At 48.5% G+C, this 24770-nt stretch carries 25 protein-coding genes, 1 pseudogene and 1 riboswitch; of the genes and pseudogenes, 15 read left to right on the top strand and 11 right to left on the bottom strand.

Features of this window, described 5'->3' with window-relative positions:
- Positions 1–379 precede the first annotated feature (379 nt).
- The 10 genes from HMPREF9442_RS06975 to HMPREF9442_RS06925 all read left to right on the top strand — a co-directional run bounded on the left by HMPREF9442_RS06975 (position 380) and on the right by HMPREF9442_RS06925 (position 8853).
- Complete coding sequence (locus HMPREF9442_RS06975) at positions 380–919, top strand: DUF1599 domain-containing protein (protein WP_008626819.1); 540 nt, start codon at positions 380–382, stop codon at positions 917–919.
- Positions 912–2996: a BT_3928 family protein gene (locus tag HMPREF9442_RS06970; RefSeq protein WP_008626818.1), complete on the top strand. Its 2085-nt coding sequence runs from the start codon at positions 912–914 to the stop codon at positions 2994–2996. The genes HMPREF9442_RS06975 and HMPREF9442_RS06970 overlap by 8 nt, the downstream gene beginning before the upstream one ends.
- An 85-nt stretch (positions 2997–3081) precedes the next feature.
- On the top strand, positions 3082–3615 hold the full coding sequence (locus tag HMPREF9442_RS06965; protein WP_232038380.1) for an SPOR domain-containing protein: 534 nt from the start codon (positions 3082–3084) through the stop codon (positions 3613–3615).
- Positions 3616–3619: 4 nt separating this feature from the next.
- Positions 3620–4207, top strand: coding sequence for a GTP cyclohydrolase I FolE (gene folE, locus HMPREF9442_RS06960; protein ID WP_008626816.1), 588 nt, complete (start codon positions 3620–3622; stop codon positions 4205–4207).
- 116 nt (positions 4208–4323) lie between these two features.
- Positions 4324–4806, top strand: a complete 483-nt coding sequence (locus tag HMPREF9442_RS06955) for a ferritin (protein ID WP_008626815.1) — start codon at positions 4324–4326, stop codon at positions 4804–4806.
- Positions 4807–4943: 137 nt separating this feature from the next.
- A riboswitch (TPP riboswitch) is annotated at positions 4944–5036 on the top strand.
- Positions 5037–5102: 66 nt separating this feature from the next.
- On the top strand, positions 5103–5300 hold the full coding sequence (thiS, locus tag HMPREF9442_RS06945) for a sulfur carrier protein ThiS (protein ID WP_008626811.1): 198 nt from the start codon (positions 5103–5105) through the stop codon (positions 5298–5300).
- Between the two features lie 66 nt (positions 5301–5366).
- Positions 5367–6143 (top strand): thiazole synthase, encoded by a 777-nt coding sequence (locus HMPREF9442_RS06940; protein ID WP_008626803.1) that lies wholly within the window; start codon positions 5367–5369, stop codon positions 6141–6143.
- A 13-nt stretch (positions 6144–6156) separates the two neighbouring features.
- Positions 6157–7293 (top strand): 2-iminoacetate synthase ThiH, encoded by a 1137-nt coding sequence (gene thiH / locus HMPREF9442_RS06935; protein ID WP_008626802.1) that lies wholly within the window; start codon positions 6157–6159, stop codon positions 7291–7293.
- Positions 7287–8015: a HesA/MoeB/ThiF family protein gene (locus HMPREF9442_RS06930; protein WP_008626801.1), complete on the top strand. Its 729-nt coding sequence runs from the start codon at positions 7287–7289 to the stop codon at positions 8013–8015. Before thiH ends, HMPREF9442_RS06930 begins: the two co-directional genes overlap by 7 nt.
- A gap of 19 nt (positions 8016–8034) precedes the next feature.
- Positions 8035–8853 carry an alpha/beta hydrolase gene (locus HMPREF9442_RS06925; protein ID WP_008626800.1) on the top strand — a complete coding sequence of 273 codons (819 nt, stop codon included), beginning with the start codon at positions 8035–8037 and terminating at the stop codon, positions 8851–8853.
- Positions 8854–8874: 21 nt separating this feature from the next.
- On the opposite strand, the gene HMPREF9442_RS06920 is transcribed toward HMPREF9442_RS06925, so the two are convergent.
- Entirely contained in the window at positions 8875–10122 is a 1248-nt protein-coding gene (locus HMPREF9442_RS06920; RefSeq protein ID WP_008626799.1) for a multidrug effflux MFS transporter, read from the bottom strand.
- Between the two features lie 154 nt (positions 10123–10276).
- Here HMPREF9442_RS06920 and HMPREF9442_RS06915 point away from each other — a divergent pair, with 154 nt between their 5' ends.
- A complete protein-coding gene (locus HMPREF9442_RS06915) occupies positions 10277–11173 on the top strand; it encodes a helix-turn-helix domain-containing protein (protein WP_008626798.1) in 897 nt (298 codons plus the stop codon).
- Between the two features lie 159 nt (positions 11174–11332).
- On the opposite strand, the gene cysK is transcribed toward HMPREF9442_RS06915, so the two are convergent.
- Positions 11333–12280 (bottom strand): cysteine synthase A, encoded by a 948-nt coding sequence (cysK, locus tag HMPREF9442_RS06910; protein ID WP_008626797.1) that lies wholly within the window; start codon positions 12278–12280, stop codon positions 11333–11335.
- Between the two features lie 56 nt (positions 12281–12336).
- The gene (locus HMPREF9442_RS06905; protein ID WP_008626796.1) at positions 12337–13623 is read right to left on the bottom strand and encodes an O-acetylhomoserine aminocarboxypropyltransferase/cysteine synthase family protein; all 1287 of its coding nucleotides are present in this window, start codon (positions 13621–13623) and stop codon (positions 12337–12339) included.
- Between the two features lie 180 nt (positions 13624–13803).
- Between HMPREF9442_RS06905 and HMPREF9442_RS06900 the strand changes: the two genes are divergently transcribed.
- From HMPREF9442_RS06900 to HMPREF9442_RS06890, 3 genes are all read left to right on the top strand, one after another.
- The gene (locus HMPREF9442_RS06900; RefSeq protein WP_040602783.1) at positions 13804–14265 is read left to right on the top strand and encodes an Lrp/AsnC family transcriptional regulator; all 462 of its coding nucleotides are present in this window, start codon (positions 13804–13806) and stop codon (positions 14263–14265) included.
- Positions 14266–14416: 151 nt separating this feature from the next.
- On the top strand, positions 14417–14857 hold the full coding sequence (locus tag HMPREF9442_RS06895) for a DoxX family protein (RefSeq protein WP_008626794.1): 441 nt from the start codon (positions 14417–14419) through the stop codon (positions 14855–14857).
- Positions 14858–14874: 17 nt separating this feature from the next.
- A complete protein-coding gene (locus HMPREF9442_RS06890) occupies positions 14875–15195 on the top strand; it encodes a heavy metal-binding domain-containing protein (protein WP_008626793.1) in 321 nt (106 codons plus the stop codon).
- 97 nt (positions 15196–15292) lie between these two features.
- Here the strand turns inward: HMPREF9442_RS06890 and HMPREF9442_RS06885 are convergent, their stop codons facing one another.
- Positions 15293–17860 (bottom strand): glycoside hydrolase family 2 TIM barrel-domain containing protein, encoded by a 2568-nt coding sequence (locus HMPREF9442_RS06885; RefSeq protein ID WP_008626792.1) that lies wholly within the window; start codon positions 17858–17860, stop codon positions 15293–15295.
- A gap of 153 nt (positions 17861–18013) precedes the next feature.
- Here HMPREF9442_RS06885 and HMPREF9442_RS06880 point away from each other — a divergent pair, with 153 nt between their 5' ends.
- Positions 18014–19735 (top strand): right-handed parallel beta-helix repeat-containing protein, encoded by a 1722-nt coding sequence (locus HMPREF9442_RS06880; protein WP_253271054.1) that lies wholly within the window; start codon positions 18014–18016, stop codon positions 19733–19735.
- Here the strand turns inward: HMPREF9442_RS06880 and HMPREF9442_RS06875 are convergent.
- The 7 genes and pseudogenes from HMPREF9442_RS06875 to HMPREF9442_RS16525 all read right to left on the bottom strand — a co-directional run.
- A complete protein-coding gene (locus tag HMPREF9442_RS06875) occupies positions 19732–20187 on the bottom strand; it encodes a TspO/MBR family protein (RefSeq protein ID WP_232038377.1) in 456 nt (151 codons plus the stop codon). The two genes, HMPREF9442_RS06880 and HMPREF9442_RS06875, sit on opposite strands and share 4 nt — an antisense overlap.
- Positions 20188–20222: 35 nt before the next feature.
- Positions 20223–20828, bottom strand: coding sequence for a GNAT family N-acetyltransferase (locus HMPREF9442_RS06870; RefSeq protein ID WP_008626787.1), 606 nt, complete (start codon positions 20826–20828; stop codon positions 20223–20225).
- 85 nt (positions 20829–20913) lie between these two features.
- Positions 20914–21054, bottom strand: a pseudogene (locus HMPREF9442_RS16720) (adenylate kinase); the annotation flags it as partial.
- A 72-nt stretch (positions 21055–21126) separates the two neighbouring features.
- The gene (dnaG, locus tag HMPREF9442_RS06865) at positions 21127–23259 is read right to left on the bottom strand and encodes a DNA primase (RefSeq protein ID WP_008626786.1); all 2133 of its coding nucleotides are present in this window, start codon (positions 23257–23259) and stop codon (positions 21127–21129) included.
- Between the two features lie 4 nt (positions 23260–23263).
- Entirely contained in the window at positions 23264–23677 is a 414-nt protein-coding gene (locus HMPREF9442_RS06860; protein WP_008626784.1) for a secondary thiamine-phosphate synthase enzyme YjbQ, read from the bottom strand.
- A 15-nt stretch (positions 23678–23692) separates the two neighbouring features.
- Positions 23693–24571 (bottom strand): mechanosensitive ion channel family protein, encoded by an 879-nt coding sequence (locus HMPREF9442_RS06855; protein WP_008626782.1) that lies wholly within the window; start codon positions 24569–24571, stop codon positions 23693–23695.
- An 11-nt stretch (positions 24572–24582) separates the two neighbouring features.
- Positions 24583–24770 (bottom strand): hypothetical protein (locus tag HMPREF9442_RS16525; protein ID WP_008626780.1); only part of this gene is annotated, 188 nt, incomplete at its 5' end.

Here is a 24770-nt window from a genome sequence, read left to right as displayed (position 1 = left end):
GATTTTTTGTTCTGCTGAGAATGATTTCATCCTGCGCCAAATGATTTTTTCGTCATGAGCTGCGTGAGGTGTCGAGGACTGTAGGGCGTTCGTTGTTTTCACTCTGCTTACAATATGAAAAATGCAGGGATAGGTTCGCATCCTTCAGACTTCTTCTGTTTCAGTTATTTATGGTGAACTTTCTTATCCGGTAACTTTCACCTTGTTTTCACCGTTAGCATTCTTGCTTTTTAGGAAATACTTGATGTACACTGTGTTATGGTGAAAGAACATGAAAAGGCCGTTCGCGTTTGCGTATTCTACGGTCTCTTTTTGTTTTATTCGATGATTTGTACTACCTTTGCACATTGCATGTTGTGGTATGCCTAAACGGTAAAATATGGATACACAAGGACAATTTGAGCAAATAATGAAGGAGTGTCGGGAGCTGTTCGCCAAAAAGTTGCATGATTACGGTGCGGCGTGGCGTATCATGCGTCCTGCTTCGGTGACGGATCAGATATTTATCAAGGCCAATCGTATCCGTAGTTTGGAAGTGAAAGGGGTCTCGTTGGTCGGTGAGGGCATCCGTCCGGAGTTCATGGCTATCGTGAATTACAGTATTGTCGGCCTGATACAGTTGGAGTTGGGCTATGCCGATGCGGAAGATATGGCAGCTGAATGTGCTTTGGAATATTATGACAAATATGCGGGGCTTTCACTCGCTTTGATGTTGAAGAAAAACCACGATTACGATGAGGCCTGGCGCGGCATGCGCATCAGTTCTTATACAGACCTTATCCTGATGAAGCTTTACCGGACCAAGCAGATTGAGGCTTTGGCGGGGCAGACTTTGGTGTCGGAGGGAGTGGATGCCAACTACATGGACATGATGAATTATGCCGTATTCGGGCTGATAAAATTGACGTTCGGTGAATAGGTTGGGATATAAATTACGTTGGGTTGCCGTGAATGTCAGCCGTTTGTTGTTGGCTGTGACTTTTGTCTTCTCTGGATTGGTGAAAGTGGTTGACCCGCGTGGTACCCAATATAAATTCGACGACTATTTTCAGGCATTGGGTTGGTCGGAATGGATTCCCGGTTTTTTGCCGCTCTGGTTGGCGGTCCTTTTGGCTGTATTTGAATTTTGTATAGGGATATATCTATTCTTTGGCATACGTCGACGTACGACTTCCTGGCTTTTTTTGTTGTTCATGAGTGTGATGACTCCTCTGACGCTTTATCTGGCTTTGGCCAATCCCGTGTCAGATTGCGGATGTTTCGGAGATGCCGTGTCGTTGACGAACTGGGAGACCTTCGGCAAGAATGTCGTGCTGTTGGGCTTATCCGTGCTCGTTTTTCGTTACCGTCGGTTGATGGTGCGCTTTGTTTCCGAACGCAACCAGTGGATGATTTCCCTCTATTCTATCTTTTTTGCCTTTGTTCTGGCGGTTTTCTGTATCTATTATCTTCCGGTTTTTGATTTCCGTCCTTATCATATCGGAGTAAACCTGCCCCAAGCGATGGTGGTTCCGGAAGGAGAGGAGGAGCCGGAGTATCTTACGACATTCGTACTTGAAAAGGATGGAGTAAAGAAAGAATTCACTACGGAAGATTATCCCGAGGACACGGCCTGGCATTTTGTGGATAGCCGGACGGTGTTGGTGAAAGAAGGATATGTGCCCCCCGTACATGATTTTTCGATTATGACGTGGCCTGATGGTGAGGATATCACGGAGCAGGTTTTGTCGGACAAAGGATATACTTTCTTATTAATCTCTCCTTATCTGGAGTTTGCGGACGACAGTGATATAGACCGTATCAATGAACTCTATGATTATTGCGGTGAACATGGTTATGCCTTTTATTGTCTGACGGCATCCGGTGATGGCATGATTGGGCGATGGCAGGATTTGACGGGGGCGGATTATCCTTTTGGCATGACGGATGAAATCACTTTGAAAACCATCGTGCGCTCCAATCCCGGGTTGGTGTTGTTGAAAGATGGTACGGTGTATAACAAATGGAGTTGTAACAATCTTCCGAAAGAAGAGGACCTGAATATGCCGTTGGAAGATAGTGAATTGGGGCGTTTGCAGTCGGCATCGCGGATGATGACGACGCTGCGTGTCGTCCTATGGTTCCTTGTCCCCCTGTTTGTGTTGGTGTTTGCCGACCGGATATGGATAGGAAGCAAGATGTATAGGCGAATGAAACATAAAAATAGAATTATCAACCTTTTAAAAAGAAAAGAAATGAGAAAGAAAATTGTAGCAGGTAACTGGAAGATGAACCTGAATTTGCAGGAAGGTGTAGCTTTGGCTACTGAGTTGAATGCGGCTTTGGCTGCCGACAAACCAAATTGTGACGTGGTCATCTGTACACCGTTTATTCACTTAGCTTCCGTAGCCGCAGTATTGGATGCCCAGACTATCGGCTTGGGTGCAGAGAATTGTGCAGACAAGGAAAAAGGTGCATACACTGGCGAAGTGTCTGCCGAGATGGTAAAATCTACCGGTGCGCAGTATGTCATCTTAGGCCATTCGGAGCGTCGTGCTTACTATGGCGAGACAGCTGAAATCCTGAAAGAGAAAGTAAACTTGGCTTTGGCCAATGGTTTGAAAGTCATTTTCTGTATCGGCGAGGTACTGGAAGAGCGCGAGGCAGACAAGCAGAACGAAGTGGTGAAGGCTCAGTTGGCCGGTTCTTTGTTCGATTTGACGGCAGAACAGTTCTCCAACATCATTTTGGCCTACGAACCGGTATGGGCTATCGGCACGGGAAAGACGGCTACGGCTGAACAGGCGGAAGAGATGCATGCTTTCATTCGTACGACTATTGCCGAGAAGTTCGGCGTTGAGGCTGCCGAGAATGTTTCTATCCTTTATGGTGGAAGCTGCAAGCCTTCGAACGCAAAAGAGATTTTTGCAAAGCCCGATGTGGACGGTGGTTTGATTGGTGGTGCTGCTTTGAAGTGTGCAGACTTCAAGGGTATCATTGATGCTTGGAAAGCTTAATCAGAGTAGAAAAACGGAGTCATTCCGAGGTCGCCTTTGTGTCTCGGAATGGCTCTCTTTTATGGTTTTATATTCAAAAGGCTATATGATGAAAAGATTCTTCCTATCGTTGTTTTGGTGTGCCGTAAGTTGGCTTCAGGTTTCAGCGCAACAGAAGTTTGTGGACAAGTTGGTGAAGCCTGTGGACGGGCAGGGGACGGTACGTGTGATTCAGGATGCCGAGATTACCCGGATGGTAAATGGCACAGGGGCGGGGAATGAAAATTCCACTTCACTTGCGGCTTCCGGACGTATATCCCAGTCGATAACGGAGAATGGTAATTCATCTGTAGGCCACAAGCCCGTACGGAAAATGAAAGCCAACGGCTACCGGATTCAGGTTTATGCGGGGGGGAACTCCAGAACAGCGCGCCAGGAGGCGCAACGGATGGCCGGAAAAGTGAAGAGTTACTTCAGCGACATGGCTACTTATACCCATTTCCAGAGTCCGCGTTGGATTTGCAGGGTGGGTGATTTCAGAACGTACGAGGAGGCCAATCAGGCTTTGCACGAATTGCGTGCAACCAAGCAATTCGATGAGGCATTGATTGTAAAATCTGTAATTCAAATACCTTATTGAACAGATGGAATGTCAGGTTTATAACGAAACGGTACAACGGGAATTAGAAACCCACTATAAGGCTGTTCTGGCTTTGTTGGGTGAAGATACCGAACGTGAAGGATTGCAAAAGACGCCTTATAGGGTGGCCAAGGCGATGCAGACGTTGACGCGGGGATATGCCGAAGATCCGAAAGAGATTCTGAATTCGGCCAAGTTCAAGGAAGACTACCGTCACATGGTGATAGTGAAAGACATAGATTTCTTCTCTTTGTGCGAACATCACATGCTGCCTTTTTACGGGAAAGCGCATGTGGCTTATATACCCAATGGATACATTACGGGGTTGAGCAAGATTGCCCGTGTGGTGGACAGCTTTTCCCATCGTCTTCAGGTACAGGAAAGGATGACGCTCCAGATTCGGGATTGCATACAAGAAGCGTTGAACCCGTTGGGCGTGATGGTCGTAGTGGAAGCTCGGCACATGTGTATGCAGATGCGTGGAGTGGAAAAGCAAAATTCGGTGACTACGACCAGTGATTTTACAGGAGCGTTTAATCAGGCTAAAACCCGGGAGGAGTTTCTCAACCTTATTCATCGTGATTCTCTATAACAATCCGTAAAATTAAGAATAAATAGCTGACATGATGATGAAATCGGGTGTTCTGGCACTGTAGTTGTAGTTTACTATAATAAAGTGAAGTTGTTTAATTTTTAATATATACGAATATGATTTCAGACAAATTGCAGAAAGCTATTAACGAACAAATCGTGGCCGAGATGTGGTCGGCTAACTTGTATTTATCCATGTCCTTCTATTTGCAGAGGGAAGGTTACGACGGTTGTGCCGCATGGATGAAGAAACAGTCTCAGGAAGAATTGGAGCATGCTTACGACATGGCGAATTACGTCATCAAACGTGGTGGAGTGGCCAAGGTAGATAAGATTGATGTGGTTCCACAGGAATGGGACGGTGTATTAGGCGTTTTTGAAAATGTGTACGAGCATGAATGTCAGGTATCCAAGTTAATTGAAAACGTGGTGAAAGTGGCTTCCGAAGAAAAGGATATGGCTTCTCAGGATTTCTTGTGGGGATACGTGCGCGAGCAGGTAGAAGAAGAAGCTACGGCGCAAGGTATTTTGGAAAAGATCCGTAAAGCCGACAAGGCCGCTTTGCTGTTCATTGACGATAAGTTAGGACAGCGGTTATGATTCGTGGGTAGTATTTATATGCCACATATAAGGAAATCGTTTCTCGATTGTGTCGGGGAACGATTTTTGTTTTCTTTTTGTTATAAAATGATAGCGGAGTGTTACGTCATTTCCCTTTTTTGCGTATCTTTGTCCGAGTAAAGACAAAGGGGTGCCCGGACAGGGGCTGAGATTATACCCTCGAACCTGATGCAGTTCGTACTGCCGTAGGGATTGGATTTCCATTATTTTTCCATATTGCCGTTTGTGGTGCTTCTTTGTACTTGCTTTTTCAGAAATCATTAAAAGTAGATGAAATGAAAATTTTGGTGAATAACAAAGAAGTGGAAACGGCTGCCGTTTCGATTTCTGTATTGATGGAAGAACTATCGCTTCCGTTTCAGGGGGTGGCTGTGGCCGTGGAGAACCGTTTGGTGCCCCGTACCCAGTGGGCCGATTATGTGTTGACCGAGGGGGTGAGCATTGTCGTTATCAAAGCGGCATGCGGAGGGTAGCGTCCGGTTGGTATTTGTAGGACACTGGTGTTTAAGAATTTTAATTTAATATCATAGCATAGGACAATGGAAAAATTAGTCATAGCAGGACGGGAGTTTGCTTCCCGTTTGTTTTTAGGTACAGGTAAGTTTGATTCCAACGACCTGATGGCCCGTTCCATCATGGCTTCCGGAACGGAAATGGTGACGGTAGCCATGAAGCGTATCGAACTGGAAGACAAGGAGGACGACATGCTGAAGCATATCGTGCGTCCCGAGATACAATTATTGCCGAACACGTCGGGTGTCCGGAATGCCGAAGAAGCCGTGTTCGCCGCCCAGATGGCACGCGAGGCATTCGGTACGAATTGGTTGAAGTTGGAAATTCATCCCGACCCGCGTTATTTGTTGCCCGATTCCACGGAGACCCTGAAGGCCACGGAGCAGTTGGTGAAGTTGGGCTTTGTCGTATTGCCTTATTGTCAGGCCGATCCTACGCTTTGCAAACATCTGGAAGAAGCCGGAGCGGCCACAGTCATGCCTTTGGGAGCACCCATCGGGACAAACAAGGGATTGCAGACCCGTGATTTCCTGCGTATCATCATAGAGCAGGCCAATGTGCCGGTTGTCGTGGATGCCGGTATCGGGGCACCCAGTCATGCCGCCGAGGCCATGGAGATGGGAGCTTCTGCCTGTTTGGTGAATACGGCCATAGCCGTGGCCGGCGACCCGGTGGCGATGGCCATGGCTTTCAAGCAGGCTGTGGAATCCGGACGTATGGCATACGAAGCCGGATTGGGATTGCAGGCAGACAGTTTCGTGGCAGAGGCGAGTTCGCCCCTGACGGCATTTTTGAACGACTAAACGGGAAGAAGATATGTTTTCGGACGAATTGGAAAAGATTTCATGGGAGGAAACCACGGCGCGGATCAATGCCAAGACGGAAGCCGACGTGCGCCGTGCCCTCTCGAAAGCACATTGTGACGTGGACGATTTCATGGCTTTGGTGTCTCCGGCAGCCGCTCCCTATTTGGAGACAATGGCGCGGTTGAGCCGTAAATATACCGAAGAGCGTTTCGGCAAGACCATGTCCATGTTCATACCTTTGTATATCACCAACTCCTGCACCAACTCCTGCGTGTATTGCGGTTTCCATATCAGCAACCCGATGCGCCGCACCATTCTGACGGAGGAGGAGATAGAGAACGAATACAAAGCCATCAAGAAGTTGGCACCTTTCGAGAACCTCTTGATCGTGACGGGAGAGAATCCGGCCAAGGCGGGCGTGCCTTATCTGGCGCGTGCCTTGGATTTGGCCAAACCCTACTTCAGTAACCTGAAGATAGAAGTGATGCCGCTCAAGGCCGAAGAGTATGAAGAACTGAAGGCACACGGGATGAACGGAGTCATTTGCTTCCAGGAAACGTATCACAAGGCAAACTATAACATCTACCATCCCCGGGGCATGAAGTCGAAATTCGAGTGGCGTGTCAACGGTTTCGACCGCATGGGGCAAGCCGGGGTGCATTCCATCGGGATGGGGGTACTCATCGGACTGGAGAAAGAATGGCGCACGGACATTACGATGATGGCTTACCATTTACGTTATTTGCAGAAGCATTATTGGCGGACGAAATACAGTGTGAACTTCCCCCGTATGCGGCCCTCCGAGAACGGGGGCTTCCAACCGAATGTCGTCATGAGCGACCGTGAACTGGCCCAGGTCACTTTTGCCATGCGTATTTTCGACCACGATGTGGACATATCCTATTCCACACGCGAACCGGCGGCCATCCGTGACCACATGGCCACGTTGGGCGTGACCACGATGAGTGCGGAAAGCAAGACGGAACCGGGAGGATATTATACCTATCCGCAGGCGTTGGAGCAGTTCCATGTGAGCGACGAACGCACGGCCGTGGAGGTGGAGAAGGCATTGAGAAAGGCCGGTCGTGAACCGGTATGGAAGGATTGGGATGCCAGTTTCGATTTGCAATCTTATGTAAAATGCTGACCATGTCCGGGATGGAGGATAAAAAGTTCGGGCGGTACGAGCGTCAGACCATGTTGCCGGAAATCCGTACCGGAGGGCAGGAACGCTTGCGTGCGGCGCGGGTGTTGGTTGTCGGGACGGGCGGGTTAGGCTCTCCCGTCTCGCTCTATCTGGCCGGTGCCGGAATAGGGCACATCGGGTTGGTGGATGATGACGAGGTGAGTACTACCAATTTGCACCGCCAGGTTCTTTATGCGGAGGCGGAAGTGGGGCTGCCCAAGGTGGTGTTGGCTGCCCGTCGGTTGCGTGCATTGAACAGCGATGTGGACGTGAAGCCGTACGCTTGTCGTCTGACACCGGATAATGCCGCCGGTATGATTCAAGGCTATGACATTGTGGTGGATGCCTGTGACAATTATCCGACCCGTTATCTTTTGAACGATATTTGCAGGGCGCAAGGCAAGCCATACGTTTACGGTGCCATCGAAGGGTTCTGTGGCCAGGTGTCCGTCTTCTGTCGTACTGCGGAAGCGAAGAGCTATCGGGATTTGTATCCGGACGAAGAGGCGGCGTACCGGTTGCCTCCGGCTTTTAAAGGCGTTGTGGGCATGACCCCGGCGATAGTAGGCAGTGTGCAGGCCCACGAAGTGATGAAGTTGGTTTGCGGTTACGGCGACGTGCTGGACGGCCGCTTGTGGACGATAGATTTGCGTACGATGCAGTCATACGTCATCGAACTTTAACCCCATAAATAGGTACGAAATGAAAAAGAGAGTGTTTTGCTGTTTGGCAAGTTTGCTTTGTTGGTCGGCGGTGGCTGTCCGTGCTGCGAAAGTGGATACGGTGGAGGTGCACAGCCGGAAGATGGGACGTGCGGTGCGTGTCATAGTGATTTCTCCCGAAAAGACAGAAGGCAGGGGAGCGGCTGTGGTTTATCTGTTGCATGGTTATGGCGGAAACGAAACCACATGGCCCGGCTTGAAACCGGAACTCAAAGATTATGCCGACCGTGAGAATCTGATTTTCGTGTGTCCGGATGGAGAAAACAGTTGGTATTGGGATAGTCCGCTCAATGAAGATTCCCAGTTTGAGACGTTCGTCAGCCGGGAGTTGGTGTCTTACGTGGACGGGCATTACCGTACGCTGCCTTCTCGCGAGAAGCGGGCCATTACCGGATTGAGCATGGGAGGCCATGGTGCCCTATGGTTGGCCATACGCCATCAGGACGTTTTCGGAGCGGCGGGCAGTACGAGCGGCGGGTTGGACATCCGGCCTTTTCCGGACAACTGGGACATGAAGGCACAAATCGGGGCAAAAGATGCCGGGGTGTGCGATTGGGACGATTATACCGTCATCAACCAAACAGGCAAACTCAAGGATGGTGCCCTACGGATTATTTTTGATTGCGGCTATGATGATTTCTTCTTTGAAGTCAACCAAGCCTTCCATCAAAAGTTGTTGGAACGAGGCGTCATGCACGACTTTATTGTGCGCCCCGGAGCGCATACGGGTGAATATTGGAACAATTCCATCGATTATCAAATCTTGTTTTTCTTGAAATTCTTCAGGGAAAGTCATTGACCGTTACGGGCCGTAGGGTGGTCATTTGGAGTTTTGCCGTGGGAGGGCGGATATCTTTTTCGCAGCTTGCCGGAGTTCCTCTAAGATGTGGCTACGGATGAAACCTTGTGACGACAAGGCATAGTGTGTACACAAGAGGGCAAGGAACGAGCTGAAGATGAACAGTGTGCCGGTAGAAAAGAGGATGTTCCCCAATCCTACCAAGGGAGACATGATGCCGCCTACGGCAAAACCGGCAGTGCCGAGAAGAGCCGAAGCCACGCCTGCATTTTCTCTTTCGCATTCCATGGCCAACGTGTTGGAGGCGGTAAAGGTGATGCCTGCCATGGAGAGGAGGGCGAAGACCAATGTCTCGTATATCCAAAAGCTACATCCTTGCGACAAAGCTGCCAACCATGCGAAAGACAGCCACAGCATGCCATTGCTGCCGATGTGCAACGCATCTTTCATCGTGGGCAATTTGACCGCGACGGTCGAGGCGATGGCCATGGCTATGGCATTTGCCCCGAAGCACAGGCTGAATTGCATGGCAGAAAGGCCGTAATGTTCCTGCATGATGAAAGGGGCCGATGCGATATTCACGAAAAGTACTCCCATCGTGAATCCGTATTGTAACGTGTAGGCCAAATATTGCCGGTTGCGTAATACGAGGCCGAAGTTGCGGAGGATGTCGTTCCACCGGACAGAGGCACGCAGTCCGGCCGGATGCGATTCCTCCATGCGGAAACTGCCTGCCAGTAGAATCGTTCCCAATAAAAAGAGACTCCAGAAGATGCCTTGCCATCCGCTTGCGTCGGCCAAGAAGCTTCCGGCTATGGGGGCTGCTACAGTGGCTACTCCGTTTATGCCTCCTATGACGGCCAATACACCGGCCAGTTCGCGGGCAGAATATTTGTCGGCCGCAATGGAACGGGAGAGGACGACACCGCCCGCCCCGGATACGCCTTGCAAGAAGCGTAAGGCGATGAATTGCAGGATATTTTCGGAAAAAATGCAACCGGCTGTGGATAGCAGGAAAAGCATGAGTGCGACTAACAATACGGGACGTCGGCCGTATTTGTCACTCAACGGGCCGAAAAACAGTTGGCCTGCGGCAAGTCCGGCCATGCTGGTCGTCAGTCCCAGTTGCACCATGGACGATGTGGTGCGGAAGTAGCCTGACATGGCAGGCAAAGTGGGCAGATACATGTCCATCACGAACGGTCCGAAGGCACTCAAGAGGCCCAAGAATAACAGGATGAATGTTTTTGAGTTCCGTTTGCTTCCCATTGTTTTCAAATGCTTTGTTTTTTCCGGTGCAAAAGTACTTCAATCGTAACTGTTTTCGTTTGTCGTAACGTGTACAAAACATTTCATTATCGGAATAATATACGGCAGAGGGAGTGATTTTTCGTATATTTGCGGTCTAAAAAGGAATAAAACCATGGCCGTATTCTTACCTTCCGACACTTCATCTATCCACTATGAGGAAACCAATCTGGCCTCTCTGCGCTCGAAACCAAGCCATTTCGTGTGCGGGGTTTATTTGATTTGCGTCCGTGGCACGGCTGTCGTGTCCACCGGCGTGCAGCAATATGCCTTGGGGGAGCAGACCGAGCTTATTTTTCTTGCAGGAAGCCTGATACAAGTGCTTTGTGCGTCGGATGATTTTATGGTACGTTTGCTGATGTTTCCCAAAGAAGTTTTTCTGAAAGCCGTCCTGCCCATAGATACCCCTTACCTGAACTACACGCACGAACATCCTTGTTACCGTCATACGGAGGATGAGCGGAGCCAGGCCACATGGGTGCAGATCAATTTGTGGATGGATATGGCTCGGATGCTTTTTTGCGGAAATGTGTCCCCGTTCAGGCTGCAGCAAGAGTATAATTTCCTGCAGGGGTTGCTGATGTGGCTGTTCAACACCATACAGGAAAAGCTGTCGGTCGCGAAGCAGTACAGCCGTAAGCAGGCGGTTTGCCACAGGTTCATGCAGTTGGTGCGCGACCATGGCGCACAGGAGCACCAAGTGGCTTTTTATTCAGAAAAGCTTTGCATCACTCCACGTTATCTGCATCAGATTACCGTCCGTTATATGGGTGGACGTTCGCCCAAGCAGTTGATAGACGAGCAGTTGGTGGCAGAGATTAAGGTATTGCTTAGCGAGCCGGACTTGTCCGTTACGGAAATCGCGGAGCGGCTTCATTTTACGGACCAGTCGTGCCTCACACGTTTTTTTAAAAAGAACACGGGAATGTCGCCCCGGGATTTCCGATTGAAAAATTTTGCGGGCGGGGAGCGTGAAATTTTTGTGCGCCAAACGGAAAATCGTTTGGCTTAGATTGAAAAATCAATTGCCGCAGAATGATTTGTGAATCTGCGGCAATTGATTTTTGGAATGGCTCTGCTTATTTACATCGTTAATTATGAGTGATTTATGAAAACGCCTGTTCCATAAGGCGATGTAAGCAGAAAAGCATACATTTTAGGTTGAGGCCTTTTACAGCGGGAAGTCTTCGAAGGCATACAGCACGGTGGACAGGTAGCGTTCGCCCGTGTCGGGAAGCAGCACGACAATCGTTTTGCCCTCGTTCTCCGGGCGGCGTGCGATTTGCAGGGCGGCGTGCAGGGCAGCGCCGGACGAGATGCCCGCGAGTACCCCCTCGTGGCTGGCCAGCATGCGGGAGGCACGGACGGCATCTTCGTCTGTGACCCGGATGATTTCGTCCACCTGTTGGCGGTCGAAATTCACCGGAGCGAAGCCGGCACCTATTCCTTGTATTTTATGAGGACCGGGGCTACCACCGGAGAGAACGGGCGAGGCGTCCGGTTCTACGGCTATGGCTTGCACGGACGGATTGTGCTTTTTCAATCCTTTAGCTGTTCCGCTGATGGTACCTCCCGTGCCTACGCCGGCTACGAAGAAGTCCACTTTACCGTCTGTGTCGTTCCATATTTCCTCTGCTGTGGTTTGTACGTGTGCTTCTGGATTGGCCGGATTGTCGAATTGTCCCGGAATGAAAGCACCGGGATTTGCAGCTTTCAGTTCTTCGGCCTTGCGGATGGCTCCCTTCATGCCCTCGCTGCCCGGAGTGAGTACCAGTGTGGCACCTAATGCTTTCAGAAGATTGCGGCGTTCGAGGCTCATAGTTTCAGGCATGGTGAGCGTGAGCCGGTAACCTTTGACTGAGGCAATCCAAGCCAGTCCGATGCCCGTGTTTCCGCTGGTAGGCTCTATGATGAGGCTACCGGGACGCAGCAGGCCTTCTTTTTCTGCCGCCTCTATCATATAGAAGGCTGCGCGGTCTTTCACGCTTCCTCCGGGATTGAAACTTTCCAGTTTGGCCAGAACTCTGGCTTTCAGTTGTTCTTTCTCTTCTATGTGGCTGATTTCCAATAAAGGTGTACGCCCGATAAGTTCGGTCAGCGAATGATAAATCTTTTCCATAATCTTTTCTTTTTTGCGTTTGTCGAATGTATATGTATTACGTGGTTCTTAGGTATTCAGACTTGGGCGAAGGCCTGCGTCAGGTCGGAGAGCAAGTCGTCGATATGTTCCGTGCCGATGGAGAGACGTATCGTGGCTTGCGTGATGCCTTGCTCGGCCAGTTCCGTTTCATTGAGTTGGGAGTGGGTGGTACTGGCCGGGTGGATGACCAGCGATTTGACATCGGCCACGTTGGCCAAAAGAGAGAATATCTCCAGGCTGTCGATGAAGCGGAACGCTTCTTCACGTCCTCCCTTGATTTCGAAGGTGAAGATGGAACCGGCTCCTTTCGGGAAGTACGTTTCATATAGTTTATGGTCGGGGTGTCCGGGCAATGCCGGATGGTTGACTTTCTTTACCTTAGGGTGTGTGGAGAGGAAATCCAGGATTTTCAGGGTGTTCTCCACGTGGCGTTCCACCCGTAAGGACAAGGTTTCCAACCCCTGAAGAAGGATGAAGGCATTGAACGGGCTGATGGTAGCTCCCGTGTCGCGCAACAGTGTGGCGCGGATACGGGTGATGTAGGCTGCCGCTCCTGCCGCGTCGGTGAAACAAATGCCGTGGTAGCTGGCATCCGGTTGGGTGAGTTGCGGGAATTTCCCGGAAGCTTTCCAGTCGAATTTTCCGGAGTCCACGATGACACCTCCTAATGAAGTGCCGTGGCCGCCGATGAACTTCGTGGCCGAATGTACGACGATGTCTGCCCCATGCTCTATCGGACGGATAAGGTAAGGCGTGCCGAACGTATTGTCTATGATGAGCGGAATCCGGTGGCGGTGTGCGATGTCGGCCACGGCATCAATGTCTATGATGTTGCAATTGGGGTTTCCCAATGTCTCGATGAATACGGCTTTGGTGTTTTCCTGTATGGCTTGTTCGAAATTGCCGGGGTTTTCAGGATCGACGAATGTAGTGGTGACGCCGTATGCCGGCAGGGTGTGGGCCAGGAGGTTGTAGCTGCCGCCGTAAATGGTCTTGGCGGCTACGATGTGGTCGCCTGCATGTGTGATGTTCTGGAAAGCGTAAGTGATGGCGGCCGCTCCCGAAGCTACGGCCAGTCCGGCTATTCCGCCTTCCAAGGCGGCCATGCGTTCCTCGAACACTCCTTGCGTGCTGTTGGTCAGCCGTCCGTAGATGTTGCCGGGGGCTTGCAGGCCGAAGCGTGCGGCTGCATCGTCCGCATTGTGGAACACGTATGAGGCGGTTTGGTAAATCGGTACGGCACGGGCATCCGTGGCCGGGTCCGCCTGCTCTTGTCCTACATGGAGTTGCAGGGTCTCGAAGTGTAGTTTTGTTCTGTCCATGATGTTTCTGTTATTAAGTTCTTGACTGTTTCTTGTTTCGATGATGGCAAAGTTATGGTTTTTGGAATAATCAAACAAGAAGTGAAAGAAATACGGAAAAAATATCTATTTTTGTATTCAAAAACAGAATATACAGCCTTGTTTAAGGGGGCTACAGCTCTGTTTATAGACGTTTTTTCTATGGAAAGTTTAGATCATATCGACTTGCAAATTCTGCGTACTTTGCAAGATAATGCCCGTTTGACGACAAAAGAACTGGCCGCGCGTGTACATCTTTCTACGACTCCTGTTTTTGAACGCCTGAAGAGACTGGAGGCGCAAGGATACATCAAGAAGTATATCGCGGTGTTGGATGCCGAAAAGCTCAATCGCGGTTTTTTAGTATTTTGCCGGGTGAAGCTGCGCCGGTTGAACAAAGAAATCGCAGAAGAGTTCACGGGCATTATCCGGGAAATACCGGAAGTGACGGAGTGTTATAACATTTCCGGTAGTTACGATTACCTGCTCAAGATTCATGCACCCGATATGAAGTATTATCAGGAGTTTCTTCTCAATGTGTTGGGGACAATCGAGAGTCTCGGTTCCATGGAGTCCACCTTCGTGATGGATGAGGTCAAGCAGGTGTATGGCATTCAGGTCTGACCCGGGCAGATAAAAATACGGATAAAACGGTTGTAAGGTAGTTATTAAATGTAAAAAGGGGCCGGAAGACGAATCTTATTCGTATATTTGACTTCAGACAAGGTTTTTTGTATCTACAGCAGCTTTATCTTGTATTTTTTACTATTAAATAATGATGAATATGAAATATAATACTTTATTGTTTCCGCGTAAAGCGAACCAAACGAACTTTTCCCTTTTCCTGTTGTCCATGCGTCTGCTATTCGGCTCTTTACTGATGACCCATGGTTATGCCAAACTGACAGGGTTTGCCGCCATGTCTGCTTCTTTCCCCGACCCGTTCGGAATCGGGAGCCGTTATTCCCTGATGCTGGCCATTTTCGGTGAACTGTTTTGTTCAGTAGCTTTCGTGTTCGGTTTCTTGTATCGTTTGAGTATGATTCCGATGATCGTAACGATGGCTGTGGCTTTTTTCTTTGCCCATGGCGGAAGCATGACGGGAGGTGAATTGGCTTTTGTCTATCTGGTTGTGTTCATTCTGATGTATATGGCCGGACCGGGTAAATATTCGGTGGACCATTGGATGACGAAAGGTGGAAAAAGAAGGCGGTAATTTAAATACACTATATTATGTTGATGACGACTACAGCCCTTGTGGAGGGCAAGCATATTACGAAGTATCACGGTGTGGTGACAGGTGAGGCTATCATCGGCGCGAACGCGGTGCGCGACCTTTTTGCCGGATTGCGGGATTTCTTCGGCGGGCGTTCGGGTTCGTATGAAGAGGTCTTGCGCAAGGCCAAAGACACGGCTTTGCGGGAGATGGGGGAGGAAGCGGCCCGGTTGGGTGCCAACGCGGTCATTGGAATCGACTTGGATTATGAAACGGTGGGGGCAAGCGGCAGCATGCTGATGGTGACATGCAGCGGTACGGCGGTGAGCATGGAATGAGATTCTTTGTTTTGGATTTTATTATAGAAGACCTCTCCCGTTCTTGCAGATGGGAGAGGTCTTCTGTATGTATAAGGCCATGACGGTTTGATAGTGCTTACAGCTTTCTTATTTTTATTCCGGCCAGATGGCATTTGCCTTTCAGGGTTTCGAAAAGCACATCGATTTTGTTTTCCTTGTTCTGAATGATATAACGTCGGCGGGAAGCTTGGCGGTAATGTCCGCCGTCGGCTGGTGAAAAGTCGGTTTCTACCCGACGACCGCAGATGGTGATGTTGAACCGGCTGTCGGCTATGGCCTGTCCGTCGTGTCCCCGTCCTAACAAGTTGGCCAATTGCGGCCGTGAACGGCTCACGTCTGCCATGAGCAGTTCCACCTCGTATGTGCCGGACGGTGCGTCGATTTGATAGGCACGTAGGTTTTCGCGCCATGTTTGGTACAAAGGTCCGTCTGTGGTATTCTCTATTTCGGAAGTCGTACTGCGTGCCTTTCCTTCTATGTATCCCCAACTGCCTTTGGAGTATGGTTGGTCTGGCAGCCATGTAAGTCCGCTGACATCCGAAGTAAAGGTACAGTCGCTCCCTACATTGATGGCTAGCTCATCTCCCTTTGCCAAGTCGGGCATCGCATTCAGGCGCAGGACCATGACGTCCTCCACCATCTGTCCGTTTTTGTCTCCCTGTGCTTTGAGGGTAGATATCCCGTAGGGCAATGTCACGTTGAAGACCGTATGGCAGTTGGCGGGACGCTGCTTTCCGATGGATTTTCCGTTAATGATGAGTTCCACTTCGTCCAGGTTCGTATAGATTTTGACGGGATGCTTTTCGTTTTTGTCTCCTGTCCGTACGGGCCAGTCCCGGCTGGCAATGTGCAATACGGGCGTGTCCTTACGCCACATGGCTTTAAAATAGTAAGACACGTCTTTGGGTGTACGGTCGTTGTAGAACAGTCCCTTGTTGTTTACCCTCGGCATGGATTCTTGTCGGGCAGCTACATTGAAGTCTATGAAATTCCAATAAGTGCATCCGCTGATATATTCTGTACCTTCGATGAAAGGCAAGTAGTGTTCTACGTATGTTTGTTGGTATTCTATGCTGAAGTCGAAGGCTTTCGGGTGCCTGGAATGAAGGCGGCGGTCGGAACCTGCTCCCCATTCGCTAATAATGGTGGGGCGTTTCGGGTAACGCGCGTGTTGGTTTTCCATCCATCGGTTAAAGTCGTTTAACTGTCCTACATACCAACCGTGGTAAAGGTTCCATCCGGATACGTCCACGAGGTCCAGGCCGATTTCATTATATAAGTTCGTCATGTTGAAAGCCATGACACTGGCCCGGTATGGGTCTTCTTGTTTTAATATCTTTTCGAGTCTTTGTGCCAGTTTTACCGTACGTTCCCTACAGGCAGGCCATTCCGGACGGTCGGGACCGGGAGCCGTGAGCAGGATTTCGTTCATGTAACCCCATGCGATGATGCTAGGATGGTTGTAATGCTGACGAATCATTTCGGTCAGATTGGTTTCACAGTTGTCGTCATATCCCGGTGTGTCGGGTACGATATTGATGATAGGGATTTCCTCCCAGGCCAGCAATCCCATTTCGTCACAAGCCTCCACTAACGCATCATCCTGCGGATAGTGGGCAATGCGAATGAAGTTACACCCCATTTCTTTGATGAGCCGTATGTCTCTCCGGTGTGCTTCATCGTCCAGTGCCACGCCTACCGGTGCTTGGTCTTGGTGGCGGTTGACTCCGCGTAATTTATAAGGTTTTCCGTTCAGGTTGAATCCTTTTTCACCATCGAAACTGAACCAGCGGAATCCTGTCTTATGCGTACTTCTGTCCAGTTCCATGCCCGTCTTAGGGTTGCGAAGTGTGGTGACGATTTCGTATAATCGCGGACTTTCCGGACTCCATAATTGGGGTTGCTCGATGGCGGAGGTTTTACGTACCGTTTGGGTTTCGCCGGCTTTGACGGAAAGTAGTTGTTTCAGGGTTTGCTGCAATTTGCCCTGCGGGTCATAGATTTGATGGATTACTTCGAGGGTAGCCTTTTCTGTGGCATCGTTCGTGATTTCACTACGTATTTCTATCGTAGCTTCCTTCTCGTCTACATGCGGGGTACTGATGAAGATACCATCGGAACCATGATTCAAAAGATTGAAATGTTGTTCGGAGGTAGTGATAAGCCATACATCACGGTATATGCCACCCCAGAATGTGAAGTCGGCCGATATGGGAGTAATATCTTTCCGGCTGTTGTCTACCGTGATTTCTATCGTGTTGTTCTTCTGGATATAGGGGGTGATATCGAATGTAAAAGCACTGTACCCGCCTGCATGGCTGCCTATCTTTTGTCCGTTCAGCGTAAGGTCTGCCGCTTTGCTGGCTGCATCTATTTTTAGAAAACAGCGTTTGCCTTGCGGAACTTCCGGTAAGACGAACGATTTCTGGTAAAATGCTTTCCCCATATAATAGTTCCTTTGCGAATAGGCATCCAGGTTATACGTATGGGGAACATTTACGGGTTGCCAGTTTTCTGTGGAAGCTTTTCTGAAAAACCAACCGTCGTTGATGGTTTTCATGTCGCGTTGTGCTTGGGCGCAAAGAAGCCCGATGAAGGGAAGAAGGGCGGATAACTTGGTCTTAAGTCGTGTCATGATTTTCATTGGTTTGAATTGATGTAGGTAATTTAAGTACAAAGGTAAAAGAAAAAAGGATATATTCGCGTTAATTTTGTTATTTTTTGCCTCAATTCTATACCGATATTGGGAATGAAACAGGCTAACTTTGCCATAAACTAATTTAATGTGGAAAGAACCATGAGAAAGCTTTTGATGAGCCTGAGTGTTTTTTGTTGTTTTGTTATGACGGGGATGGCTGCTCCCGTGGTATTGGATGTACCTGTGCCGGAGGGGGATGCGACACCGGTGTTGCGAAGAACCATAGAACAAGCTTCTTCTTATAAAGGACGGGCGGTATTGATTCGGTTGCAACAAGGAGATTACCATATTTATCGTACCTCTTCTTCTCCTTGCCTGTATTATATATCCAATACGGCTTCGGCGGAAGAGAATCCTGACCCAACAAAACATATAGGGATATGGCTCAAGGACATGAAAAATATTACGGTAGATGGAGGAGGCGCCCGTTTCGTAACCCATGGCGAAATGACTCCTTTCGTGATTGACGGATGCGAGAATGTCACCATGAAGAATTTCTCATTGGTGGCTGCCGACCCGTCCGTACCTGAAATGACCGTGGTTTCAACCGATGTAAATTCCATCACTGCTCGGGTTACTGCCGGCTCGAATTATGAGATAGAGGACGGGACGTTTTATTGGAAAGGTGAGGGATGGCGTTTTGGCGGAGGCATTGCCCAGGTGTTCTATCCGCAAACCAACGTGACCAATCGGTGCGAGTCCCCATTGGCCGGTGTGACGAAAGCCATCGAACTGGACGAGGGGTTGGTGCGTTTTAATTACGACCGTGCTCCCGGATTCAAAACGGGAGAGGTTTACCAGATGCGTCATTCCTTTCGGACTGAAGCATGCGGTTTTATACATCAGAGCAAAGACGTGAAGCTCGAAAATATCAAATTCCATTTCTTGGGTAATTTCGGGATTGTAGGGCAGTATTCCGAGAACCTGATTTATGAGAAGTTATATTGTGCGCCGGAATGGGGCTCGGGACGTACTTGTGCCGGGTTTGCGGACTTTGTCCAGATGTCTGGGTGCAAAGGGAAAATACACATTCTTGATTCTTATTTTGAAGGGGCGCACGACGACCCGATCAATATACACGGCACGCATCTGAAAGTCATGGAATATGTTTCGGACAGGCAGGTGAAGGTGCGTTTCATGCACGGACAGTCATACGGTTTTGAGGCTTTTTATAAAGGGGATGAGGTGGAGTTCGTGGATGCCCATTCCCTGCGTTGCTTGCAACCGGCATGCGTGAAGGCTGTAGAACGGATAGACGATTATGAAATCCTGCTGACGTTGGACCGGGCTGTGAACGACAATGTGAAGACGGCGGAGAATGTGTCGGTGGAGAATGTGACATGGACGCCCGAAGTGGAAATACGAAATAATTATTTCTCCCGTATTCCTACCCGGGGGATTCTGGTGACGACACGCCGGAAGGTCGTGATAGAAGATAACGTATTCTATCGTATCCCGATGAGCGGGGTACTGGTTTCCGACGATGCGCGTGGGTGGTATGAATCCGGTCCTGTACGCGATGTCACGATACGCCGCAACTTGTTTATGGAATGCGGTTCGCCCGTCATTGCCGTGATGCCGGAAAATGACCGTTACGAAGGTGCCGTCCATCGCAATGTCCGTATAGAGGCTAATCGTTTTGTGATTCGCCAAGGGAGCGAGGCGGTATCTGCCCGGGCTACGGATGGCCTGATCATCCGGGATAATTATATCTCAGTGGCGGGAGACGGTCCTGTATCTCCGGATGCGTTCTTCCGTACGGAGGATTGCAAGGACGTGACGATAAGCGGAAACCGTTGCGGACGTTCGCTGCTGCGTTAATTGAAGATATAAATGTAGGCGTTCAGGTAAGTTGCCCATAACAGCCACAGGATATAGGGGATGAAACAGGCGGCCGCAAGCTTGTCCTTTTTGAATGTGATAAGGATATAGTCCAGTACCACCACATCGAGTATCAGAATGATGCCCATGCCCCATAAGGGTTCCCGCAAAAAGAAGAAGGCGATACTCCAACAGAAGTTCAGGGCTAACTGTATCCACCATTCACGTTGGGATACTTTCAGGCCTTTGCCCCAGATTCGTCCCAAGGAGGTTCCTATCAGGATGTAAAGGATGCCCCATACGATAGGGAACGCTCCATTGGGAGGGGTGAGTACGGGTTTATTCAGGAAAGGATACCATTCCGCGATGGCTTCCCGCTGAAATAGCGAGGCGGAAAAACCTACTGACATGCAGAGGGCAATGGGCCATAAATATCGGGTCAAATGTTTCATAAGAATGAATTTGAATGTGAATCTTTTGAAGAGTTTTATATAGAAGGCAGTTCTGTACCGGGAGTCAGGTTTTCTATGAAGTGGACGGGATATTTATCCCAGTATTTTCTATACACCCTGTCTTTTTCTTTGTCGAAGTTGAGTTGGTACATCCGAAAGGTTACCAAGAAGTTTTTGGGTTGCCACAATTCTTCGTATGAGTATTGGTATTTCATGCCGAGGGCCTGCATGACTTTGCCGCTTCGAGGATTGTTTACGTCATGGGTGGCCGTAATATAAGGAATTCCGGTTTGTTTCAGTTGCTCGATGACGGCTTGGCATGCCTCAGTACAGAACCCTTTGTGCCAGAATTCTTTCTTCAGCCCGTATCCTAAGTCATGGCTGTCATTTCCGCTTACGTGCACATAACCTATCGGAGCAGGAGCTTCTTTCCGGCAGATGGCGTAGTATAACAGGGTTTCTCCTGCATGTACTGCCGCATGCTTGTCCTTGATGTATGCTTTTGCTTCTTCCAGGTTCTTAAGCGGAAACATCGGCAGGAATGTGTTTACGTCTCTGTCGCTAAGTATGGCAAACAGAGCTTCCGCGTCTTGTTCCGTGAAAGGACGTAATATCAGTCGTGCTGTTTCTAAATGATTCATCGGGCGTGTCAATTGGATGTTTTTACAAAAATAGTGATTTATTGGATAAAGAGGGACAAAACCGGTTGGTCTTTTTCGAGAACCTCTTGATTATTTTCCCGAGAATAGGCCAAAGGTAATGGCCCAATTCTGAGTCTTCTTTTGGAGACAGGGAGGTGCTACCGCTTCTGATAAGTCCCATTTTTAATAAGTCAATGGATAAATAAGGATATTTGTACTTTTCCAAAAGTCTTTAGGCCAGGAGAGTTTTGTCACAGTGGGTTGCGTCTGTAATCAAGATGACCATAAGCTGTCTGTATTAAGTGATGACCCGGTCGCCCCGTTCCCGGGCCAGGGTTCGTTCTATGTCCTTCATCTCTTTGTAATGCTTCATGATTTCCATATATTCTTCCTTGCGTGAAAGAATATCGGGTTGGCGCAATTTCAAGAGGATTTGTTTCAGTTCTTCGTCTACAATGGCCAATTTGAAGTCGGAAATCAGGTGGGGAACCAATTCGGTCAACCTCTCTTCATCGTTGGCGATTTTCTGATGTTTGGAATGATATTTGCTCAGTTGATATTTGTCACCACTCAACTCAAAAGCCAGCATACTGATATGGTTGTCCGGATGGTTCAGGAAATAGCGTTCTGACGAGAAGCCGTCCTCGTGTATATGGTCGATGGCTTCTTGCAGGATATGCTTATGAAGGGCGTTGTGGAACAGCAAACCGTCTTCTTGCAACGCATAGTTGATGAACTCGGCCACACTGACCGGGACTTCTTCTCCTTGTTCGTTTTCGGCGTAACATATAATTTTCTCTCCATAACGAATGAGGACTTGTATCAACAACAGTTCTTTCCTGTAGAATAACATGGCCTCGGCTCCCTTACCGGGAATGTAGGAGAGGGTGGATGCATTCTCTGTTATAGCCGGATTATTGCTAGGCGGAGTATTGGGAACAGGGGGGGCTGCCGGCGTTCCGTCATCCGGAATAGGGGGAATGCCCTCTTCAGAGGGTGGGAATGGGGATGGGGGAGGAAGACTGTCTTGGTCTAAGGAAGAGAGTGTTTGTCCGGAGGATGGCAACTGTGTGTGTTTACGATTTCGTTCATTTTCACGCTGTTTTTGCTTTTCCTCTTTGGCTTTGGCCATCTCTTTTGAAATGGCTGCTACTAACATTCGTTCTTCCATGTTCAGCATGGTTGCTGTTTCCCGGGTGTATACGGAACGCGTGATTTCATCCGGAATGACGGAAATGGTATGTACGATACTGCTGATGAGACGGGAAAGTTTGATAGGATCCCCTTGTGCCTCATGCAGTAATAAATCGGTTTTATATTTAATGAAATCTACCTGATGTTCGTTCAGATAAGCTTGATATTCGGTGGCGTTGTGCTTACGGGCAAAACTGTCCGGGTCGTCTCCGTCCGGAAGAAGTAGTAATTTGACGTTCATTCCCTCGGCCAATAGCATGTCGATGCCTCGTTCGGAAGCTTTGATACCGGCGGCATCTCCGTCGTAAAGTACGGTGATGTTTTCCGTAAAACGATGAATCATACGGATTTGTTCGGTGGTGAGTGCCGTTCCGGAAGAAGAAACTACATTTTCCACTCCCATCTGATGCATGGAAATGACATCGGTGTAGCCTTCCACTAAAAAGCAAAGGTCTTGTTTGACGATAGATTGTTTGGCCAAAAACAATCCATACAACTCTTTTTTCTTGGAATAAATGGCAGATTCCGGAGAGTTTTGGTATTTGACATTGACTCCTTTGGTGGCTGCGTCTAATACACGTCCTCCGAAAGCTACTACTTTTCCGCTTAACGTATGTACTGGAAAAATGACGCGCCCGAAAAAGCGGTCTTGTAATTGTCCGTTGTCACGTTTGTAACATAAACCAGTAGAAAGCAGGAACTCTTCTTTGTAACCTTTGGCCTTGGCTTCACGGGCACAGGCGTCTCTTTGCGAAGGACTGTATCCTAACTGAAACTTTTTTATGATATCGTCCCGAAAACCTCGTGAACGGAAATAGGCCATTCCAATGGCTCGTCCGTCGACTGTATTGTAGAGTTGGTCTTGAAAAAACTGGCATGCCCATTCGTTGACGACGAACATGCTTTCTCGCTCATCTTGAGCCTGCTTTTCCTCTTCTGTCAGTTCCCGTTCTTTGATTTCTATATTATATTTACGGGCCAAATAACGTAGGGCATCGGGATAGGACAGTTGTTCGTGCTCCATGATGAAGTGCACGGCATTGCCGCCTTTTCCACATGCGAAACATTTGCAGAGACCTTTGGATGGGGATACCACGAACGAAGGGGTACGGTCGTCGTGGAAAGGACATAAGCCTTTGTAGTTGACCCCCGCTTTCCGTAAAGTCACAAAATCCGATACGACATCCACAATCTGGGCCGCATCCATAATCCGGTCTACCGTAGCTCTGTCTATCATCCGTTTATTCTCCTATGATGGTGGCTGTGAGTTTGCGCCTTCCACCGTAGTCGCGGAACTCACAAAAGTAGATTCCTTGCCATGTACCCAAATTCAATTTACCTTTGGATATGGGTATATTGAGGCTGACACCTGTCAGACTACATTTGGCATGGGCCGGCATGTCGTCCGCACCTTCGAGGACATGGTCGTAATAAGGCTCGTTTTCTTTGATGAGACGGTCGTATATTTTAGTCATGTCAGTACGCACGTCAGGGTCGGCGTTCTCGTTGATGGAGAGCGCACAACTCGTGTGCTTGATAAATAGGTTCAATAAACCGGTTTGAGGCAAGGACGGAAGCTGTTCCGAAATCTCCCGTGTGACGAGGTGAAAACCTCGCGGTCGTTCACGTAATATGATTTCTACTTGTTGAATCATTCCTGTTCTTATGTATTAAGCCTGATGGATAGTCATTTGCGGGAATGGGAAATCAATACCCTGTTTGTTGAATTCGTCGTAAATGTTTTTGTTCATTTCGAAATATACATTCCAATAGTCACCGTTTGCTACCCATACTCTTATCGTTACATTAACACTACTGGAGTCGAGTGCGTGTAAGGCAATGACGGGGGCTGGTTCTTTTAAGATACGGTTATCTTTTTGAATGAGTTCGTTTACTACACTTTTCACCTTGTCGATGTCTTCTCCGTAATCAACTCCCACAATCCATTCGACGCGTCTTGTGTCCAAACGGCTATAATTTGTAATAACGCCGCTACTCATGGCTCCATTAGGAATGTAGACAACTTTGTTATCGGCCGTAGTGACCAAAGTATGCATGATTTGTATGGCTGTAACACTTCCCGAAACGCTTTGTGCTTCAATCCAGTCTCCTACTTTATAAGGTTTGAAGAAAAGAATGATAAGACCTCCGGCAAAATTTTGCAAATTGCCAGAGAGTGCCATGCCGATAGCTACGCCGGCAGATGCCAACAATGCGGCGAATGAGGTCGTATTGATTCCTAATGCTCCTACAACAGAAACAATCAATAAGACATTGAGTAATATACTAACTAAACTTTTGAGGAATGTTTGGATACTGATTTCCACTTTCCGGCGTGATAGCATATTGCTCATCACGCGTTGGATAAGTGAGATAAGAAAACGTCCTACGATGTAGACGATAATGGCAATCAAAATGTTTTTTCCGGCGGAAATACACATATCTATCAATTTCTCGATAATGAGTTCTGTATGCCCGGATGCAATAGCTGAAACGACTTCTTTGGTTACATTGGTGGTATCTTTTGTTGCTTGTAAGATTTGTATCATAGTTTGTGGATTTATTGTATAATAACATATTGATTGTCGACTGCAAAGGTACTATATTCGATAGGAAATAAAAAAATTATGAGAATGTTTTTTGTTCTTATTATATTAAATAAGGTGTAAAATTCGTCAGTGGATATTTTTTCGGTTTTTATTGGCAAACGTTTGGCAGTTACGTTAAAAGGTTGTACCTTTGCACTCG

This window comes from Paraprevotella xylaniphila YIT 11841 (genome assembly GCF_000205165.1).
Taxonomy (GTDB): domain Bacteria; phylum Bacteroidota; class Bacteroidia; order Bacteroidales; family Bacteroidaceae; genus Paraprevotella; species Paraprevotella xylaniphila.
This window is presented reverse-complemented; position numbering and strand designations above follow the sequence as displayed.

Excerpts from the sequence above, each read along its gene's own strand:
- HMPREF9442_RS06975 (WP_008626819.1), top strand. The coding sequence starts at position 380 with ATGGATACACAAGGACAATTTGAGCAAATAATGAAGGAGTGTCGGGAG.
- HMPREF9442_RS06965 (WP_232038380.1), top strand. The coding sequence starts at position 3,082 with ATGATGAAAAGATTCTTCCTATCGTTGTTTTGGTGTGCCGTAAGTTGG.
- folE (WP_008626816.1), top strand. The coding sequence starts at position 3,620 with ATGGAATGTCAGGTTTATAACGAAACGGTACAACGGGAATTAGAAACC.
- HMPREF9442_RS06955 (WP_008626815.1), top strand. The coding sequence starts at position 4,324 with ATGATTTCAGACAAATTGCAGAAAGCTATTAACGAACAAATCGTGGCC.
- thiS (WP_008626811.1), top strand. The coding sequence starts at position 5,103 with ATGAAAATTTTGGTGAATAACAAAGAAGTGGAAACGGCTGCCGTTTCG.
- HMPREF9442_RS06940 (WP_008626803.1), top strand. The coding sequence starts at position 5,367 with ATGGAAAAATTAGTCATAGCAGGACGGGAGTTTGCTTCCCGTTTGTTT.
- thiH (WP_008626802.1), top strand. The coding sequence starts at position 6,157 with ATGTTTTCGGACGAATTGGAAAAGATTTCATGGGAGGAAACCACGGCG.
- HMPREF9442_RS06930 (WP_008626801.1), top strand. The coding sequence starts at position 7,287 with ATGCTGACCATGTCCGGGATGGAGGATAAAAAGTTCGGGCGGTACGAG.
- HMPREF9442_RS06925 (WP_008626800.1), top strand. The coding sequence starts at position 8,035 with ATGAAAAAGAGAGTGTTTTGCTGTTTGGCAAGTTTGCTTTGTTGGTCG.
- HMPREF9442_RS06920 (WP_008626799.1), bottom strand. The coding sequence starts at position 10,122 with ATGGGAAGCAAACGGAACTCAAAAACATTCATCCTGTTATTCTTGGGC.
- HMPREF9442_RS06915 (WP_008626798.1), top strand. The coding sequence starts at position 10,277 with ATGGCCGTATTCTTACCTTCCGACACTTCATCTATCCACTATGAGGAA.
- cysK (WP_008626797.1), bottom strand. The coding sequence starts at position 12,280 with ATGGAAAAGATTTATCATTCGCTGACCGAACTTATCGGGCGTACACCT.
- HMPREF9442_RS06905 (WP_008626796.1), bottom strand. The coding sequence starts at position 13,623 with ATGGACAGAACAAAACTACACTTCGAGACCCTGCAACTCCATGTAGGA.
- HMPREF9442_RS06900 (WP_040602783.1), top strand. The coding sequence starts at position 13,804 with ATGGAAAGTTTAGATCATATCGACTTGCAAATTCTGCGTACTTTGCAA.
- HMPREF9442_RS06895 (WP_008626794.1), top strand. The coding sequence starts at position 14,417 with ATGATGAATATGAAATATAATACTTTATTGTTTCCGCGTAAAGCGAAC.
- HMPREF9442_RS06890 (WP_008626793.1), top strand. The coding sequence starts at position 14,875 with ATGTTGATGACGACTACAGCCCTTGTGGAGGGCAAGCATATTACGAAG.
- HMPREF9442_RS06885 (WP_008626792.1), bottom strand. The coding sequence starts at position 17,860 with ATGAAAATCATGACACGACTTAAGACCAAGTTATCCGCCCTTCTTCCC.
- HMPREF9442_RS06880 (WP_253271054.1), top strand. The coding sequence starts at position 18,014 with ATGAGAAAGCTTTTGATGAGCCTGAGTGTTTTTTGTTGTTTTGTTATG.
- HMPREF9442_RS06875 (WP_232038377.1), bottom strand. The coding sequence starts at position 20,187 with ATGAAACATTTGACCCGATATTTATGGCCCATTGCCCTCTGCATGTCA.
- HMPREF9442_RS06870 (WP_008626787.1), bottom strand. The coding sequence starts at position 20,828 with ATGAATCATTTAGAAACAGCACGACTGATATTACGTCCTTTCACGGAA.
- dnaG (WP_008626786.1), bottom strand. The coding sequence starts at position 23,259 with ATGATAGACAGAGCTACGGTAGACCGGATTATGGATGCGGCCCAGATT.
- HMPREF9442_RS06860 (WP_008626784.1), bottom strand. The coding sequence starts at position 23,677 with ATGATTCAACAAGTAGAAATCATATTACGTGAACGACCGCGAGGTTTT.
- HMPREF9442_RS06855 (WP_008626782.1), bottom strand. The coding sequence starts at position 24,571 with ATGATACAAATCTTACAAGCAACAAAAGATACCACCAATGTAACCAAA.